Raw genomic sequence first — 16,613 nt, 5'->3', positions numbered from 1 at the left:
GGTGCTCACCTCGACGAAACGGACGGAACGGGGCCCTCCGGTGCGGAGGGCCCCGTCAGGGCTGTGCGCGTGGAGCCGGCTGCCGGCGCCTACCCGTCCAGCGGGCAGCGGGCGAGCAGCTCGGCGGGAGGTGCCCCCGCGGGCATCTTCAGGGTCCGGCTGGACGGGGGCCGCCGGCCGCCGTCCAGCCAGCGTTCCAGTGCCGCGGCGGCCGAGCGGTGGCACGGCACGAGCGGACGCAGCCGGTCGGGGAAGGCGTCGACGAGCGAGTCCACATGCGTGCCGCCCTCGACGCGGTAGTAGCGGTGGAGCGCGCCACGGCCCTCCCGCCGCACCATCCGCGCGTACGCGTCCGAGGTCCTGGATATCGGCAGCAGGACGTCCAGGGTGCCGTGGAAGCTGACCAGCGGCTTCCCGATGCGGCCGGTCAGCGCGATCTTCGCGACGGCGTCGCGGACCTCGGCCGGGCGCTCGGCGTAGGCGTAGTCGGCGTCGCAGGCGGGGGTTCCCGGTGCGCAGAAGGGCGTGCCGGCCTCAGTCGCGCCGTCGAAGCCCGGGTCCAGTTCCTCCCGGTAGATGCGTTGGGTCAGGTCCCAGTAGTACTGGTGGTGGTACGGCCAGAGGAACTCCGAACCGGCCGGGTACCCGGCTGCCGTCATGGCCCCGTGGGCGCCCTCGGCGTCCGCGCCCCCGGCCGCGTAGCGGGGATAGGCGCGGAGGGCGGGCGGCAGGAAGGTGAGGAGGTTCGGCCCTTCGGCTCGCCAGAGCGCGCCTTCCCAGTCCACCCCGCCGTCGTACAGCCCGGGATGGTTCTCCAACTGCCAGCGCACCAGATAGCCGCCGTTGGACATGCCCATCGCCAGCGTGCGGGAGGGGAGGCGGAGGTAGCGCTGGGCGACGACCAGGCGTGCCGCGCGCGTGAGTTGGGTGAAGCGGGTGTTCCATTCGGCGATGGCGTCGCCGGGGGCCGTGCCGTCCCGGTGGAACGCGGCGGAGGTGTTGCCCTTGTCGGTGGCGGCGAAGGCGTAGCCCCGGGCGAGCGCCCAGTCGCCGAAGGCCCGGTCGTTGGCGTACTGCTCGCGCACCCCCGGTGATCCGGCGACGACGAGACCGCCGTTCCAGCGGTCGGGGAGACGGATGACGAACTGGGAGTCGTGGTTCCAGCCGTGGTTGGTGTTGCCGGCCGAGGAGTCGGGGAAGTACCCGTCGATCTGGATGCCCGGCACGCCGCTGGGGGTGGCCAGGCCCTTCGGAGTGAGCCCCGCCCAGTCGGCCGGATCGGTGTGCCCGGAGGCCACCGTCCCCGCCGTCGTCAACTCCCGCAGACAGTCGGCCTGTTGGTGGGCGGCACCGGGCACCCTGATCAGGTCGGGGCGCGAACAGTGACCGGTTCTGCCGGTGTCCGGCGACAGCGGTGCGGCGGCGGACGGAGTCGCCGTCCAGGCCGTCAGCGCGGCCGCGGCGACGGCCGCCCCGCGCAGCCACCGGCCGTGGGCCGGACCACGCGGACGGTCGTGTCGTGATCCGGTGCGCCGGACTGCCGGTGGGGCGACTGACATGGGCTGTGCCTCCGTAGGGTGAGCGGGTGAGCGGGTGAGCGGGTGAGCGGCTATGTGGGTGCGTGGGGCCGGTGGGCGGGCGTGTGGGCGAGTCGTGTCAGGGGCAGGCGCCGTCCGCGAGGACGTAGTGGCCCGGCGGTGACTCCTTGAGGGTGTGGGTCACGAAGGTGTTGTAGAGGCCCAGGTCCTGGCCGGAGCCCTTCGCGTACACGCGGCCGCCGGTGGTGGTGGCCCGGCCGGCGCGTACGTGCTCGTAGTTGTTCGCCGTCCAGCAGGCCGACGCGGCGCCGGTGGTGACCACGGTGACCGGGCCGGACCTGACGCCCTCGCCGCCGGTCGCGTCCCGCGCCGCCACCGTGTACGCGTGGGTGCTGCCGGGCGCCAGCCCCGGGTCGGTGTACGGCGGCCCCGCCACGGTGGCGACCCGCGCGCCGTCGCGGTACACCGCGTACTCCGCGGCCCCCTCGACCGGGTCCCAGGTCAGCGTCGCGGACGCGTCGGTCACTCCGGTGGACCGCAGACCGGCCGGGGCCGGCAGCCCGCCCGGCTGCGGTTCCGAGCGGTCCAACCCGAAGAAGCGGGTGATCCAGTAGGAGGAGCAGATCGTGTCGATGAAGTGCTGGGTACCGGTGGCACCGCACTGCTCCGCGCCGCCGCCCGGATCGACGGGGGTGCCGTGAGCCATGGCAGGCACCTGGTTGACCTCGACGACGCTCCCGCCGCCGGCCGACAGATACTCGCTCCTGCGAGTGCTGTCGGGGCCGATGGTGGAGGTCCGGTCCGGTGACTGGCCGAGTCCGTGCACCGCGGTCCACTGGTCCCGCAGCTCATCGGCGTTCTTCGGGACGACGGTCGTGTCGTCGTCCCCGTGCCAGATCGCCACCCGGGGCCAGGGGCCCGGGAAACCGGGGTGCGCGTCGCGGACGGCCCGCGCCCACGCCGCCGGGGTCCGGTCCACGCCCGGGCTCATGCAGCCGAACGCCGACACCACGTCGACTCCGCAGCCGTGCGGGATGCCCGCGACGACCGCGCCCGCGGCGAACACGTCCGGGTAGGCGGCCAGCATGACCGACGTCATCGCCCCGCCCGCCGACAGGCCCGTGACCTGGGCCCGGCCGGTGTCCACCCCATAGGCGGTCGCGGCATGGGCGACCATCTGCCGGATCGACGCCGCCTCGCCCTGACCCCGCCGGGTGTCACCCGGCTGGAACCAGTTGAAGCACTTGTTCGCGTTGTTGGCGGTGGTGGTCTCGGCGTAGACGACCAGGAATCCGTGGCGGTCGGCGAAGGTGTTCAGCCCGGCGTTGTCGGAGTAGACCCGCGCGCTCTGGGTGCAGCCGTGCAGGGCGACGACCACGGGCGCGTTCGCCGGCAGGGCCGCGGGCCGGTACACGTACATGTTCAGGCTGCCGGGGTTGGCCCCGAAGGAGGTGACACGCTCCAGGGAGGCGGCCGCCCGGGCCTCGGTGGTCACCGGGCCGGCCAGCGCCGCCACGGTGGCGAGGGCGACGGTGGCGGCGAGCCGGCGTGCCGCGCGGCCCCAGCGCCCGCCGCGACCTGTCCTCGGCGGCGGGGGCGGGGGCTCGGGCGCGGCAGGGTGCGACGGCATGACGTACGGCATGGTGACCTCCCGTAGGACGGCGCACGGGATCACCCGTGACCCCGTGACCCCGGCCGTGCCGCCGTCGGCGAGGACGGCGGCACGGCCGAGGTGCGGTCACCCTAGGAAGCGGGCGGGCGGCCGGGGAATGGCGGTGCTCCCCACAACCCGCCCGGGAGCCGGGGGCCGCCACCTGTTGTGGGGAGCGCGCCCCTGCTGCTAGGGCGGGCTCGGCGGCGTCTGGTGCGTGCGATCGCAAGACGGAGGGTCGCCCCGACACTGGATGTATCGGGGTGATCCCGACAACGCGGCGAGGGTGCGTGCCAGGCGTCGCCGATCAGGCGGGACTTTCGAAACACCTAGGGGACGGTGTCGAAGGGCGGCCGGCGCCGCGCTCCGGCCGGCGCCGCGAGCTCGTGCGCCACGGTCAGCTCCGCCCCGGTCGCGGCGCGGACCTGATCCACCGTCACCCCGTCGGCCACCTCCCGCAGCAGGAAGCCGTCGGGGGTGACGTCGAGCACCGCGAGATCGGTGACGATCCGGTGCACCACGCCCCGCCCGGTGAGGGGCAGGGTGCACTCCGCGAGCAGCTTGGGGGAACCGTCGCGCGCCGTGTGTTCCGTCAGCACGATGACGCGCCGGGCCCCGTGGACGAGATCCATGGCGCCGCCCATGCCCTTGATCACCTTGCCGGGAATCACCCAGTTCGCGAGGTCGCCGGACGCGGACACCTGCATCGCCCCCAGCACCGCGACATCGATGTGCCCGCCCCGGATCATCGCGAAGGAGAGCGCGGAGTCGACACAGGACGCACCGGGCAGCAGGGTCACCGTCTCCTTGCCCGCGTTGATCAGGTCGGGCCGGACCTCGGACGCGAGGGGGTAGGGGCCGACGCCGAGGACGCCGTTCTCCGACTGGAACACCACCTCGACGCCGTCCGGCAGGTGGTCGGGGATCAGCGTCGGCAGACCGATGCCGAGGTTGACGTAGGCGCCGTCGGCCAGCTCCCGGGCGGCGCGGGCCGCCATCTGCGCACGCGTCAGCGGCATCTCAGGTGGTCCCTTCGTGGGCGGTGCGGACGGTACGGCGCTCGACGCGCTTCTCGGCGCGCGGGTCGTCGGTCGCGACGGGGACGACCCGCTGGACGAAGATCCCGGGCAGATGGACGTCGTCGGGGGCGAGTTCGCCGGGCTCGACGAGTTCCTCCACTTCCGCCACGGTGACGCGTCCGGCCATCGCGGCGAGCGGGTTGAAGTTGCGGGCGGAGGAGTCGAAGCGGAGGTTCCCGTGCCGGTCTCCCACGGCCGCGCGCACCAGTGCGAAGTCGGTGGTGATGCCCTCCTCCAACAGGTGCGCCCGCCCGCCGAAGGTCCGGGTCTCCCGGGGCGGCGAGGCGACCGCGACGGAGCCGTCCGCGCCGTACCGCCAGGCCAGACCGCCCTCGGCGATCACGGTGCCCGCCCCGGCCGGCGTGTAGAACGCCGGGATGCCCGAACCGCCGGCCCGCAACCGTTCCGCCAGGGTGCCCTGGGGGACGAGCTCCACCTCCAGCTCACCCTGGAGGTACTGGCGTGCGAACTCCTTGTTCTCCCCCACGTAGGAACTGGTCATCCGCGAGATCAGCCCCGCCCGCAGCAGGAGGCCCAGGCCCCAGTCGTCCACCCCGCAGTTGTTGGACACCACCCTCAGCTCACCGGCGCCCCGCTCCAGCAGAGCGTGGATCAGCACACCGGGTATGCCGCACAGCCCGAATCCGCCCACGGCCAGCGATGCCCCGCGCTCGACGTCCGCGACCGCGTCCGCCGCGTCGGCGACCACCTTGTCCCTGCTCATCCGTTCACCTCTCGCCTCATCGACTGCGCATGAGACTAGGAACCGGTGACGGCTCGCGGCGATGGCGGCCGACCCCATAGCGGGGCCGGTCCGGATGGTGGTCAGGACGGTCCGGAGCGATGTTCCCCGGGAATCCGGCCCGCGTGCGGAGCACGCCGGGGTAGGGTCCGCGCATGGCCAAGGTGACTGTCAGTCTGGATGCCGAACTCGTCGTCGAAGTCATGGTGCTCGCGGGGGTCGGAAACCCCCAGGACGCCGTCGAACTCGTGGTGCGCGACTACATCGCGCGCGGCCACCGCACCGAGGCCGTGGTCGCCGAGCGCGAGCAGGTGGCGCGCGACGTGGAGATCAAGCCCGAGGCCCAGCAGGGCTGATCGCCCCGGGCCTTCCCGCCCCTACGCGACCGGCTCGCCGTCCTCCAGCTCCGCCGGCCCGCCGCCGGACGCCAGGACAGCCAGTGCCGCCCGTACCCGGTGGCGGAGCGCGCCCAGCAGAAAGCCGTCCAGATCTGCGGGCGCCACCAGCCTCCAGGAGAGCAACTCCTCCTCCTGGAGCCGGATCGCCGCCAGCCGATCGGCGGTGAGCACCCCGCCGTCGTACAGGTACGCCACGATCGGCGGGCGGCCGACGCCCCGTGCCCAGTCCACGGCGAGCAGCCGTCCCGGCGCCAGGTCGAGGCCGATCTCCTCCAGCGTCTCGCGCCGGGCCGCCTGCCGGGGGCCCTCGCCCGCCTCCGACTCGACGGTCCCGCCGGGCAGCGCCCAGCCCTGGCGGTAGTTCGGCTCGACGAGGAGGAGCCGTCCCTCCGCGTCACGGAAGAGCGAGGCGGCAGCTGCCAGGGCCCGGGGGAGCCCGGCGATGTACGCGGCGTAGTCGGCATCGGGGGTCGTCACGGCCGACAGCGTAGTGGGGATCGTCCGGCCCCGGACCGCACGGCCGTGGACGGCCATGGGCAGATCAGGGGTCGTGCGGATAAAGTCGGGGCGGCGCGACTGCCTGTTCGAAAGCAAGGGATGCAAGGTGACGGACGGAGCAGATGTGGAGACCGCCCGCGTGCTCGTCGCGGCGGACAAGTTCAAGGGCTCGCTCACGGCCGTACAGGTCGCGGAGCGGGTGACGGCCGGGCTGCGGCGCGTCGTCCCCGGCGTACGGGTGGAGACCCTGCCGGTCGCGGACGGCGGCGACGGCACGGTCGCGGCGGCGGTGGCCGCCGGATTCGAGCGCCGCGAGGCGCGGGTGACCGGGCCCCTCGGGGACCCGGTGACGGCGGCGTACGCCCTGCGCGGGTCCACCGCCGTGGTGGAGATGGCCGAGGCCTCGGGCCTCCAGCTCCTGCCCGACGGGGTGTTCGCCCCGCTCACGGCCACCACGTACGGCTCGGGCGAACTCCTGCGGGCCGCACTGGAGGCGGGGGCGACGACGATCGTGTTCGGGGTCGGCGGCAGCGCCACCACGGACGGCGGCGCGGGCATGCTCGCCGCCCTCGGAGCCCGCCTCCTGGACGCGGACGGCAAGCCCGTCGGACCCGGTGGCGCCCCGCTCGCCGAGCTGGCCGAAGCCGACCTCTCGGGGCTCGACCCGCGCCTGGCGGACGTCGACCTGGTCCTGGCCAGCGACGTGGACAACCCGCTCACGGGGCCCAAGGGCGCCCCTGAGGTGTACGGCCGGCAGAAGGGTGCGAGCGAGGCGGACATCGCGGTCCTCGACGCGGCCCTGACGCACTTCGCCTCGATCCTGGGGCCGGAGACTGCGGTCCTGCCCGGCGCGGGCGCCGCCGGAGGCATCGGCTACGGGGCGCTCGTCGCCCTCGGCGCCCGCTTCCGCCCCGGCATCGAGGTCATGCTCGACGTGCTGGGCTTCGCCCCCGCGCTCGCCCGGGCCACGCTGGTCATCACGGGCGAGGGATCGCTGGACGAGCAGACGCTGCACGGCAAGGCCCCGGCCGGGGTCGCCGCCGCCGCCCGCGCGGCCGGCATCGAGGTCGTCGCGGTCTGCGGCCGGCTCGCCCTGCCCCCGGAGGCCCTGGAGAAGGCGGGCATCCGCCGCGCCTACGCCCTGGCCGAGCTGGAACCTGACCCGGCGGTGTCCATGGCGCAGGCCGGGCCGCTGCTGGAACGGGCGGCGGAGTCGATCGCCCGGGACTTCCTGCGGAGCTGACGCCGAGCTGACGCACGCACGCCGGGCACGGAGACCGGAGGGGCCCGGGGACAGACACCGGGCCCCGCGCCGTACGTCGGGCCCCGCGCCGTACGTCGGACGGGCCCCGCGCCGTACGTCGGGCCCGGGCGCCCTCCCGCACCCCACGCCTCCGCACCCCACGCCTCCGCGCCCCCACCTCCTGCCCCGGGCGCACCCGGCCGCTCACGGCGGCGCGGACGACCGCCTCAGCACATCCAGTGCCAGCACCAGCTCGACCAGCTCGGGCGGCCGGGACAGCGAGCGCCCGGTCAGCCGCTCCAGCCGCCGCAGCCGGTTGAACACCGTGTTGCGGTGACACCGCAGCCGTACCGCGGCCCGCCCCACCGAACCCCCGCACTCCAGCCACGCCTCCAACGCCCCCACCAGCACCGCACGCTCCGCGGGGACCAGCGCCAGCAGCGGACCGAACACCTCCGCGAGGAGCCGTGCGGACAGCTCCGGTCGGCTCACCAGCAGAGCCGTCGGCAGCCGCTCGTCGAGCCGCACGACCTCCCGGGTCCCGGGCGCACACGTCAGCAGCGCCGTGCCCGCGAGCCGCCGTGCCGCGCCCAGCTCCGCCAACGAGCCCACCACCGGGCTCATGCCCGCCGGGCCCGCACCGTGCTCCCCGAGACGCGCCACCGCCCCGGCCGGGCCCGCCGCACCCAGCAGCACCACCGCGACGTCCCCGCCCCCGCCCTCGTTCCCGCCCCCGGCCCCGGAGCCGCACCAGCACCAGCGCGTCCCGTCCGCGTCCGGGCCCTCGGCCACCGCGGCCTCCGGCACGGGCGCGCCCAGCACCACCACCGCGTAGCGCCCTCGTTCGGGCAGCCCGAGGCCGCGCGCCGCGCGTTCCACCAGGCCCGGCGGTGCACCGCCCGCCAGCAGCGGGCCGAGCAGCTCCCCGTACCGCGTCCCACGCCGCATCCGCCGCTCCGTCCCCGGGTCCGGGCGCACCTGATGACCGATGAGGATGCCACCGGCCGTGCGGGCGGGCGCCCGCACGCACCCGCGTCTGTGCGCGTGCACAACGAGGCCCTTCGTCGGCTGGTCGCCCGCATCGAGTCGGCCCCGTGCCGTGGACGCACGTCCCGCCCGGTGCTGGTCTGTGGCACCACCCCACCAACCAGCACGACAGACCAGCACGACACGACAAGGCGGAAGGAGGAGGACGCATGGCAACGCTAGAGATCCGCGCGCTGTCCGTCGGCTACGGCCCGGTCCGGGCGCTGCGCGACGTCTCCGTCGATGTGCCGGACGGCGGGATCACCGCCGTACTCGGTGGCAACGGCGCGGGCAAGACCACGCTGCTGCGGGCCGTGTCGCGGACCCTCGGCTTCCACCGCGGGACGGGCACCGGCACCATCCGGCTCGACGGCCGCCCCCTGGAGGGGCTGCGGCCCGCCCAGGTGGTGGCCGCCGGCGTGGTCCAGGTACCGGAGGGCCGACAGGTCTTCGCCCGGATGACGGTGGCCGACAACCTGCGGGCGGGCGCCCTCGGGGCACGCGGAGGGCGCAAGGAGACGAGCGCCGCACTGGCCCGGGTGCACGAACTGTTCCCGGTGCTCGCCGACCGCGCGCACCAACGGGCCGGACTGCTGTCCGGCGGCGAGCAGCAGATGCTGGCGATGGGCCGCGCACTGATGGCGGGGCCCCGGCTGCTCCTGCTGGACGAGCCCTCGCTCGGCCTCGCCCCGCTGATGGCGGCCAGGATCGCCGAGACCGTGCAGGAGATCAACGCGAGCGGCACCTCCGTCATGCTCGTCGAGCAGAACGCGGCCATCGCGCTGCGGCTCGCCTCCACGGCGTACGTCCTCGACGTCGGCGAGGTCGCCCTGTCCGGGCCCGCCGACGAACTCGCCGCGTCCGACGAGGTGCGCCGCCGCTACCTCGGCGTGGTCGACGAGGACGCGGCGGCGGACGCCGATCCGGCCGCCCGGACCCGTCGCACCCTGAGCAGGTGGTCCGCGTGACGACCACCGCCACGGCCTCCGCGCACAGCACGACGGCCGCCCTCGCCGTGCAGGACGTGACCGTCCGCTTCTCCGGGCTCACCGCCCTGGACGGCGTCTCCTTCACCGTCGAACCCGGCAGCGTGCACGCCGTCATCGGGCCCAACGGCGCGGGCAAGTCCACCTGCTTCAACGTCCTGTCCGGCGTCTACCGCGCCACCTCCGGACACGTCCGCCTCGGCGACACCGAGCTCACCGGACTCCCGCCGCACGTCATCGCGGACCTCGGGGTCGCACGCACCTTCCAGAACCTGGCGCTGCCCCCGCACGCGACCGTCGCCGACAGCCTCCTGCTCGGCCGCCACCGGCTGACCCGCTCCGGGTTCGTCGCCACCGGCCTGCGGCTGCCCTCCGCCGCCCGTGAGGAACGACGCCACCGCGACCGGGTCCGGGAGATCGCCGCGTTCATCGGCCTCGACAAGGAGTTGGAGCGCCCGGCGGGATCACTGCCGTACGGGCAGCAGAAGCTCGTCGAGCTCGGCCGCGCCCTGTGCATGGAGCCGAAGGTCCTGCTCCTGGACGAGCCGATCGCCGGAATGACCGCCGACGAGCGCCGCCGCACCGCCGCCGTCGTGGCCGACGTACGCGACAGCCTCGGCATCTCCATCGTGCTGGTCGAGCACGACATGGGCGTGGTGATGCGGCTCGCGGACGCGGTGACCGTACTCGACTTCGGACGACGGATCGCCGGGGGCACTCCCGCCGAGGTCCAGAACGACCCGGCCGTCGTCCAGGCCTACTTGGGAGCACCTCAATGACCACGTCTCTCGAACTCCTCCTCGGCGGCCTGTCGATCGGCTCGGTGTACGCACTCATCGCACTCGGGTTCGTCGTCATCTTCAAAGCCACCGAGGTCGTCAACTTCGCCCACGCGTCACTGCTGTTGGCGGGCGGCTACGTCACCGCCGTACTCCACGACGACATCGGGTTCTGGCCCGCGCTGCTCGTCGGGATCGCGGGTGCGGCATCCGTCGGGGCGGCCATCGAGTTCTTCGTGATGCGCCGCTACCGGGGCAGCGACCACAGCGTCCTGGCCATCGTCACCATCGGCGTCGACATCCTCCTGATCACCGAACTCACCCGCCGGATGGGCACGGACGTGCTCGCCCTCGGAGACCCCTGGGGCAACGAGGTCGTCTCCATCGGCGGCGTCACCCTCGCCCAGACCCGGATCGCCGCGTTCCTCGCCGCAGGGCTGCTGATCACGGTGTTCCTGCTCGCCTTCCGCTACACCTCGTGGGGCGTGTCGATGCGGGCCGCCGCCGAGAACCCGCAGACCGCGGCGCTCATGGGCATCAAGCTGGGACGGGTGTCGCTCGCCGCCTGGGCGGTCGCCGGAGCCCTCGCCGCCGTCGCCGCGCTCTTCCTCACGGTGTTCCCGACCCCGGGCCTCGAACGCGCCACCTCGCTCGCCGCGCTCAAGGCGTTCCCCGCCGCGATCCTCGGCGGACTCGACTCCACCACCGGGGCGCTGGCCGGCGGACTCATCGTCGGCGTCACCGAATCGTTCGCCACCGGCTACCAGAGCGACCTCTCCTTCCTCGGCCGGGGCATCGGCGATCTGGCGCCCTACCTGGTGATGGTGGCGGTCCTGCTCATCCGGCCCGCGGGACTCTTCGGCACGAAGGAGCTGGCCCGTGTCTGACACCGCCGAAGCCGCCCCGGCGGCCCCCGCCGGGCCCGCACCCGGACCCACCCGCGCCCAGGGCGTCACCGAACGGCTGCGCCGGCCCCGTACGTACGCCGTCCTCGCCGGCTCCCTCCTGCTCCTCGCCCTCCCCTTCTACCTGGACCGCTTCTGGCTCCAGGCCGGACTGTTCGCGATGGCGGCGGCGATCGGCGCCATCGGGCTCAACATGCTCACCGGCGCCACCGGACAGCTCTCCATGGGCCACGCCTTCTTCCTCGCCGTCGGCGCGTACGGCTACTGCGTCCTGGCGGGGGAGAGCAGCACGGAGAACGGGCACACGCTGACCGGGCTCGGGCTGCCCACCTGGCTGGCCGCGGTCCTCGCCGTGCTGCTCGCCGGAGCGGCGGGCGGGCTCTTCAGTCCCATCGCCGGCCGGCTGCGCGGCGCCTACCTCGGCATCGCGACGCTCGCGCTGATCTTCATCGGGCAGCACGTCCTGTTCAACGCGGGCTCGCTGACCGGCGGTTACAACGGCCGGGCGGTACCGCCGCTGTCGCTGTTCGGCTTCACCTTCGACGACACCGAACTCGTCGTCGCCGCCGTGCCGTTCGGCTCCTCGGAGAAGCTCTGGTACGCGGGTCTGGCCGCGCTCCTGCTGAGCGCGCTGTTCGCCCGGGGCGTGCTGCGCGGCCGGCCCGGACGGGCCATGAACGCCATCCGCGACCACCGGATCGCGGCCGGGGTGATGGGCGTGCCGGTGGCCCGCTACCGGGCCGGCGTCTTCGTCCTGTCCTCGATGTACGCGGGCCTCGCGGGCGTCCTGCTCGCCCTGGTCTTCCAGCGGACCGTGCCCGAGTACTTCGGCATGATCCTGTCCCTCGAATACCTCGCCATGATCGTCATCGGCGGGCTCGGCAGCGTCGCGGGGGCCGTGATCGGCGCGGCCTTCGTCTCCCTGCTCCCGCAGGTGTTCACGCACTACAGCGACTCCCTGCCGCTGGTCTCCGCCCCCGGTACGGGCGGGCTGGCACCCGGTGAGGCGTCCCGCTATCTGTACGGCGCCGCGGTGGTCGCGGTGGTCCTGTTCCTGCCCGGCGGCCTCGCCCGCCTCGGCCTCGCACGCACGAAGAAGCCGAAGGCCCCGAAGAAGCCGGGCCTTCCCAAGCAACCAGCGGCTCCGATGCAACCAGCGGCTCCGAAGAATCCAGGGGAGAAGTCATGAAACTGAGAGTGCTCACGGCCGTGGTCGCGACCCTCGCCGTCACCCTCGTCGGGTGCAGCGGCAAGGCGACCGACGGAAAGGCGAACGAGGAGAGCGAGGGCGGGATCAAGACCGGCCCCGGGGTCTCCTCCTCGACGATCTCCCTCGGTGTGCTGACCGACATGACCGGCGTCTACGCCTCGCTCGGCAAGAGCGTCACCCAGGCGCAGCAGCTGTGGGTCGAGCAGACCAACGACGAGGGCGGCATCTGCGACCGGAAGATCGAACTGACGGTCCGCGACCACGGATACGACCCGCAGAAGGCGATCGCCGCCTACACCGAGCTGGAGCCGGAGGTGCTGGGCTTCACCCAGTTCATCGGCTCCCCGTTCGTCGCCGCCGTCGAGCAGCGCATCGACGGCCAGGACAAGGGCCTGGTGCTGCCGCAGGCCTGGTCGGCGAACCTGCTGGGCTCCCCGTACATCCGGGTCATCGGCGCCACGTACGACGTCGAGACGATCAACCTGATCGACTACCTCCTCGCCGAGAAGCGCATCGGGAAGGGCGACAAGATCGGTCATGTGTACTTCGAGGGCGACTACGGCGAGAACGCGCTCGTCGGCTCGAAGCACGCGGCGAAGGAGGCCGGTCTCACCGTCGTCGAGCAGAAGATCAAGCCTACCGACAACGACATGACGGCCCAGGTCGCCGCCCTCAAGCAGGCCGGGGTCAAGGCCGTGATCGTCAGCGCGGGCCCGCGCCAGGCGGCCTCGCTCGTCGGCGTCGCGGCGGCCACCGGCTTCGACGTCCCGGTCGTCGGCAACAACTCGGCCTTCGCGCCGCAGCTGTTGAAGACCCAGGCGGGCCCCGCCCTGCTCAAGGACTACTACGTCGCCTCCTCCACGCTGCCCATCGGGGACCCGGGCGACGGCCCCGCCAAGCTCGCCAAGGAGTACGCCGCCCAGTACCCGAAGGACGTCCTCGACAACGGCGTCGTCGCCGGCTACACGGCGGCCTCCGTGTTCGGCGAGGCGCTGTCGAAGGCGTGCGACGACAAGGACCTCACCCGCGAGGGCATCGACAAGGCGCTGCTCACGATCAAGGAGTACGGGACCGAGTTCGGGGTGTCGCACGACTTCTCGGACCCGAAGGCGCCGTCCACCCGGGAGAGCGTCATCATGAAGCCGGACGCGAAGGCCGCCGGCGGCCTGAAGGTGGTCCGGCCGGCCGAGGTCGCCGCGGCGGCCGAGTCCTTCACCGCCGGTTCCTGACCCTCCTATCGGCTCGGCGGAAGGCGTACGGACGAAACCGTCCGTACGCCTTCCCGCGTTCAGGGGCCGGCCGGTCAGACCTCCCGGCCGTCCATCCCGATGTACCGGAAGCGGCCCCGCTCCACGCGGTAGATGAAGACCCCGGTCCCGGTGTACATCCCGTTGGCGGACTCGAAGGCGTAGCTCTTGGACACCCCCTTGTACGAGGTCGTCCGCAGCGCGGGCAGCAGATCCTGGCGGCTGACCTTCTCCCGGCCCAGCCCCTCGGCGCAGCCGGCGATCAGCCCGACCGCGTCGTACGCCTCCGCGGCGAACAGCGGCGGCGCGCCGTCGAAGCGCTTGCGGTAGGCGGCGGCGAACGGGTGCACCGAGGGTACGGAAGCGGGGTCGGCGGCCGTCGAGACGACCAGCCAGCCCGCCGCGTCCCCGCCCGCCTCCGCCAGGAACCGCGGGTCGTGCACGGCCTGGGTGCCGATCTTCGGCCCCAGGAACCCGGCCCGGGTCAGCGACTTCGCGAACCGTCCGGCGTCCCGCCACCCGCCCCCGTAGACCACCGCCCCCGGCTGCTTGGCGGCGATCCGCTCGGCCTCGGCGTCCAGGTCGCGGGTGCCTTCCCGTACGGTCTCCGCGAGCACCGTGCGGTTGTTGCCGCGCAGCCCCGCGTCGAGGAAGCGGGTGGTCTGCCGGCCGTACTCGGTACCGTCGTCGACCAGCGCGATCCGGTCGATCTCGTACGCCCCGAGGAACTGGGCCACCGGCAGCATCTGCATGTCGTTGCGCGGCCGGGCGCACAGGAAGATCCGGTTCAGGTGCCGGATGTCCCCGTCGACCACGCTGAGCAGCGGCAGCGCCGCCTCGTCGTACGCGACCAGCGCCTCCCGGGCCGCGTCCGTGCCGGTCGCGCCGATGGCGGCCACCAGCAGCGGATCCTCGGCGAACCGCCGAACCGCCGCCTTGGCCCGCTCCTCGTCGCCCCCGTCGTCGACCGTGGTCAGCCGCAGCGTGAACGGCGCGTCCCTCCGCGCGTTGTGCTCCGCCACCGCGAGCCGTGCCGCCCGGTCCTGACCCTTGCCGACGGCCGCCGACGGGCCGCTGAGGTCGGCCTGGAGCCCGATGTGCAGCTCCGGGCGGGCCGTCTTCCCGTCTCCCTCACCCTCGCCGCCCGGGTCCTCGTCGTCGCCGGAGGAGACCAGCCAGGCGGCGGTGCCGCCCGATGCCGCGAGGGCCGCGCCCCCGGTGACGTACGCGAGGAAGCGGCGCCGGCCGACCGGCGCGGGGACTGAGGTCGTGTCCCGCCCCCCGGCGTCCGTCCCGGTGTCCGTGTCCGGGCCGCCGACCGGGCCGCCGACCGGGCGGGCGTCCAGGCTCGTCGCGTCGATGTCGGGCAGGGCGAGCATCCGCGCCGAGCGCTCGGCGATCAGATGGGTGACCGGAGCGGGCAGCCAGCTTCCGCCGGACACGTCCTCGGCGAACGCCTGCCGGATGTCCGCCGCCGACGGACGGTCCTCGGGGTTCTTGGACAGACACGCCCCGACGACCGGCAGCAGCCCGGGCGGCAGCGCGCCCAGGTCCGCCGCGTCGTGCACGGTGCGGAACAGCATCGCCTCCACCGGGCCGGTGCCGAACGGCCTGCCGCCGGTGGCCGCGTACACCAGGACGCAGCCCAGCGAGAAGACGTCGCTCGCCGGGCCGATCCGCCGCCCCTGCGCCTGCTCGGGCGAGAGGAAGCCGGGGGAGCCGACGATGACGTCCGTCGCCGTGAGGACGGTGTCGTCCAGGGCCCGCGCGATCCCGAAGTCGATCAGCCGGGGTCCGTCCAGACCCAGCAGCACGTTGCCGGGCTTCACGTCCCGGTGCACGAGCCCCGCCGCGTGGACGGCCTCCAGCGCCTCCGCGAGCATCGAGCCCAGCGCCCGCACCCCGCGTTCCGGCAGCGGACCCCCGCCGCCGACCGCCTCGCTCAGGGCGGGGCCCGGCACGAACTCGGTCGCCAGCCAGGGCGCCGGCGCCTCGGTGTCGGCGTCGACCACCGGCACCGCCCACCGGTTGCGGACCTGCCGGGCGATGGCCACCTCCCGCCGGAAGCGGGCCCGGAAGGCGGTGTCGTCGGCGTACTCCGCCCGGATCAGCTTGATCGCCACCAGCGCGCCGCCGGGCGACCGGCCGAGCAGCACCACCCCCATGCCTCCGGCGCCGAGCCGGCCGAGGACGCGGTACCCGGCGATCCGTGCCGGGTCGGTGGAACGGAGCGGTTCCATCAGAGGTCAGTGCCTTTCGTCCGAGCCCGCGGTCACTTCAGTTCCAGCTCGACGCGGTAGAGCACCTTGGCGCCGCCCTCGGCGGCGATCCGCAGCAGGTCGCTGTTCCGGTAGCCCTTCGCGCCCTTGACCGACACGGCCGTCGTCACCGGACCGATCCGGGACTTGGTCCACACGTAGTCCTGGATCCCGCCCGAGCCGGGACCGGTGTACTTCCCCGCCTCGAACAGTGAGGCGTCCGCGTTGCGCACGTCCTTCTGGTCGAACTGGAGCGACATCAGACCGCTGAGGCGTTGTCCGCCGCCCAGCTCCTGTTGCGGGCAGCGGAAGCTCTCCTGGACGGTGTCCTTGATCTCCTTGTCGGCGCCGGACTCGCTCCGGTGCACGGTCACGGTCACCGCTCCCTGGACCCGGCCCTTGCCGTCCCGCGCCGGGATGTCGAGCCGCCGCGTGAAGCTGTCCAGCACACCGGACGGCAGCGCGGAACGGGTCCAGACGCAGGAGGCCGGGAGCACGGGCCAGTTGCCGCCGCTCTCGTACGGGGTGTGCCGGACCATCCCCGCCGTCCAGTCGGTCTCCCCGAGCGCGGCGTTGCGCGTCAGCTTCCGCGCCTGGGCCGCGGTCTTCGGCACCCGCGCCGGGTTCGGCGTGAACTCGTAGGCGCTGGGCAGCGCCCCCGGCAGCGTGGACTCCTTCGCGTCCGGCTTCCCCGTCGCCCCCGTCTTCTCACCGCCGGTCGCCGGGCCGCCCCGCTTCGCCGGTCCGCTGCGTTTCGGGTCCGGCCCGTCCCCGCCCTTCGAGGCCGACCCACCACATCCGGCCAGCAGCGCCCCCGCCGCCGCGACCGCCATCACACGTGTCCCCACCAGCATCAGCTTCATCCCGGACCCCCCTGGTCCCCCGGACCGCGCCCGGGCCGAAGGGGCCCGGGTGTCGGTTGCGACGCGATTCTAGAAGCCGGGTGCGGGGGAGGTGACGGGAACCCGGTACTCACCTCGGTGCCGAAAACCCTCAGCCATCGGGAGGGGTTCACCTCTGGCGGCGTGGCGCGCGCGGTGGTAAGCGGCATCG

Annotated in this window: 15 protein-coding genes; 7 read left to right on the top strand and 8 right to left on the bottom strand. The window is 73.8% G+C overall.

Features of this window, described 5'->3' with window-relative positions; all coding sequences use genetic code 11:
* Nucleotides 1-89: 89 nt before the first annotated feature.
* The 4 genes from IG90_RS0125530 to IG90_RS0125515 all read right to left on the bottom strand — a co-directional run bounded on the left by IG90_RS0125530 (nt 90) and on the right by IG90_RS0125515 (nt 4,992).
* Nucleotides 90-1,559, bottom strand: coding sequence for a 3-hydroxybutyrate oligomer hydrolase family protein (locus IG90_RS0125530; protein WP_051860250.1), 1,470 nt, complete (start codon nt 1,557-1,559; stop codon nt 90-92).
* A 97-nt stretch (nt 1,560-1,656) separates the two neighbouring features.
* Nucleotides 1,657-3,180, bottom strand: a complete 1,524-nt coding sequence (locus tag IG90_RS0125525) for an extracellular catalytic domain type 1 short-chain-length polyhydroxyalkanoate depolymerase (RefSeq protein ID WP_030589031.1) — start codon at nt 3,178-3,180, stop codon at nt 1,657-1,659.
* A gap of 338 nt (nt 3,181-3,518) precedes the next feature.
* On the bottom strand, nt 3,519-4,208 hold the full coding sequence (locus IG90_RS0125520) for a 3-oxoacid CoA-transferase subunit B (protein WP_030589028.1): 690 nt from the start codon (nt 4,206-4,208) through the stop codon (nt 3,519-3,521).
* A 1-nt stretch (nt 4,209) separates the two neighbouring features.
* Nucleotides 4,210-4,992 carry a CoA transferase subunit A gene (locus IG90_RS0125515; RefSeq protein ID WP_030589026.1) on the bottom strand — a complete coding sequence of 261 codons (783 nt, stop codon included), beginning with the start codon at nt 4,990-4,992 and terminating at the stop codon, nt 4,210-4,212.
* Nucleotides 4,993-5,165: 173 nt separating this feature from the next.
* Between IG90_RS0125515 and IG90_RS0125510 the strand changes: the two genes are divergently transcribed.
* Complete coding sequence (locus tag IG90_RS0125510; RefSeq protein WP_030589023.1) at nt 5,166-5,366, top strand: type II toxin-antitoxin system VapB family antitoxin; 201 nt, start codon at nt 5,166-5,168, stop codon at nt 5,364-5,366.
* A gap of 21 nt (nt 5,367-5,387) precedes the next feature.
* Here the strand turns inward: IG90_RS0125510 and IG90_RS0125505 are convergent, their stop codons facing one another.
* The gene (locus tag IG90_RS0125505) at nt 5,388-5,885 is read right to left on the bottom strand and encodes an NUDIX domain-containing protein (RefSeq protein ID WP_030589020.1); all 498 of its coding nucleotides are present in this window, start codon (nt 5,883-5,885) and stop codon (nt 5,388-5,390) included.
* A gap of 145 nt (nt 5,886-6,030) precedes the next feature.
* Here IG90_RS0125505 and IG90_RS0125500 point away from each other — a divergent pair, with 145 nt between their 5' ends.
* On the top strand, nt 6,031-7,149 hold the full coding sequence (locus IG90_RS0125500; RefSeq protein ID WP_030589016.1) for a glycerate kinase: 1,119 nt from the start codon (nt 6,031-6,033) through the stop codon (nt 7,147-7,149).
* A 204-nt stretch (nt 7,150-7,353) separates the two neighbouring features.
* Here the strand turns inward: IG90_RS0125500 and IG90_RS0125495 are convergent, their stop codons facing one another.
* On the bottom strand, nt 7,354-8,097 hold the full coding sequence (locus tag IG90_RS0125495) for a PucR family transcriptional regulator (protein WP_030589012.1): 744 nt from the start codon (nt 8,095-8,097) through the stop codon (nt 7,354-7,356).
* 248 nt (nt 8,098-8,345) lie between these two features.
* On the opposite strand from IG90_RS0125495, the gene IG90_RS0125490 reads away from it, so the two are divergent.
* The 5 genes from IG90_RS0125490 to IG90_RS0125470 are packed head-to-tail and all read left to right on the top strand — an operon-like array spanning nt 8,346 to nt 13,284.
* Complete coding sequence (locus IG90_RS0125490) at nt 8,346-9,143, top strand: ABC transporter ATP-binding protein (RefSeq protein WP_030589009.1); 798 nt, start codon at nt 8,346-8,348, stop codon at nt 9,141-9,143.
* Nucleotides 9,140-9,940, top strand: coding sequence for an ABC transporter ATP-binding protein (locus IG90_RS0125485; protein ID WP_030589006.1), 801 nt, complete (start codon nt 9,140-9,142; stop codon nt 9,938-9,940). The genes IG90_RS0125490 and IG90_RS0125485 overlap by 4 nt, the downstream gene beginning before the upstream one ends.
* Nucleotides 9,937-10,827 (top strand): branched-chain amino acid ABC transporter permease, encoded by an 891-nt coding sequence (locus IG90_RS0125480; RefSeq protein ID WP_030589002.1) that lies wholly within the window; start codon nt 9,937-9,939, stop codon nt 10,825-10,827. The genes IG90_RS0125485 and IG90_RS0125480 overlap by 4 nt, the downstream gene beginning before the upstream one ends.
* Nucleotides 10,820-12,034 (top strand): branched-chain amino acid ABC transporter permease, encoded by a 1,215-nt coding sequence (locus IG90_RS0125475; RefSeq protein ID WP_030588998.1) that lies wholly within the window; start codon nt 10,820-10,822, stop codon nt 12,032-12,034. Before IG90_RS0125480 ends, IG90_RS0125475 begins: the two co-directional genes overlap by 8 nt.
* The gene (locus tag IG90_RS0125470; protein ID WP_030588995.1) at nt 12,031-13,284 is read left to right on the top strand and encodes an ABC transporter substrate-binding protein; all 1,254 of its coding nucleotides are present in this window, start codon (nt 12,031-12,033) and stop codon (nt 13,282-13,284) included. Before IG90_RS0125475 ends, IG90_RS0125470 begins: the two co-directional genes overlap by 4 nt.
* 74 nt (nt 13,285-13,358) lie before the next feature.
* Here the strand turns inward: IG90_RS0125470 and IG90_RS0125465 are convergent, their stop codons facing one another.
* Together IG90_RS0125465 and IG90_RS0125460 are read right to left on the bottom strand one after the other, a co-directional pair.
* Nucleotides 13,359-15,542, bottom strand: a complete 2,184-nt coding sequence (locus IG90_RS0125465) for a bifunctional serine/threonine-protein kinase/ABC transporter substrate-binding protein (protein ID WP_030588992.1) — start codon at nt 15,540-15,542, stop codon at nt 13,359-13,361.
* 32 nt (nt 15,543-15,574) lie between these two features.
* Nucleotides 15,575-16,423: a hypothetical protein gene (locus IG90_RS0125460; protein WP_030588989.1), complete on the bottom strand. Its 849-nt coding sequence runs from the start codon at nt 16,421-16,423 to the stop codon at nt 15,575-15,577.
* Nucleotides 16,424-16,613: the final 190 nt, after the last annotated feature.

The sequence above is a fragment of the Streptomyces anulatus genome, from assembly GCF_000721175.1.
GTDB classification, from domain to species: domain Bacteria; phylum Actinomycetota; class Actinomycetes; order Streptomycetales; family Streptomycetaceae; genus Streptomyces; species Streptomyces anulatus_C.
Note: the sequence above shows the minus strand (reverse complement) of the source record. Positions and strands in the feature narration are given on the sequence as shown.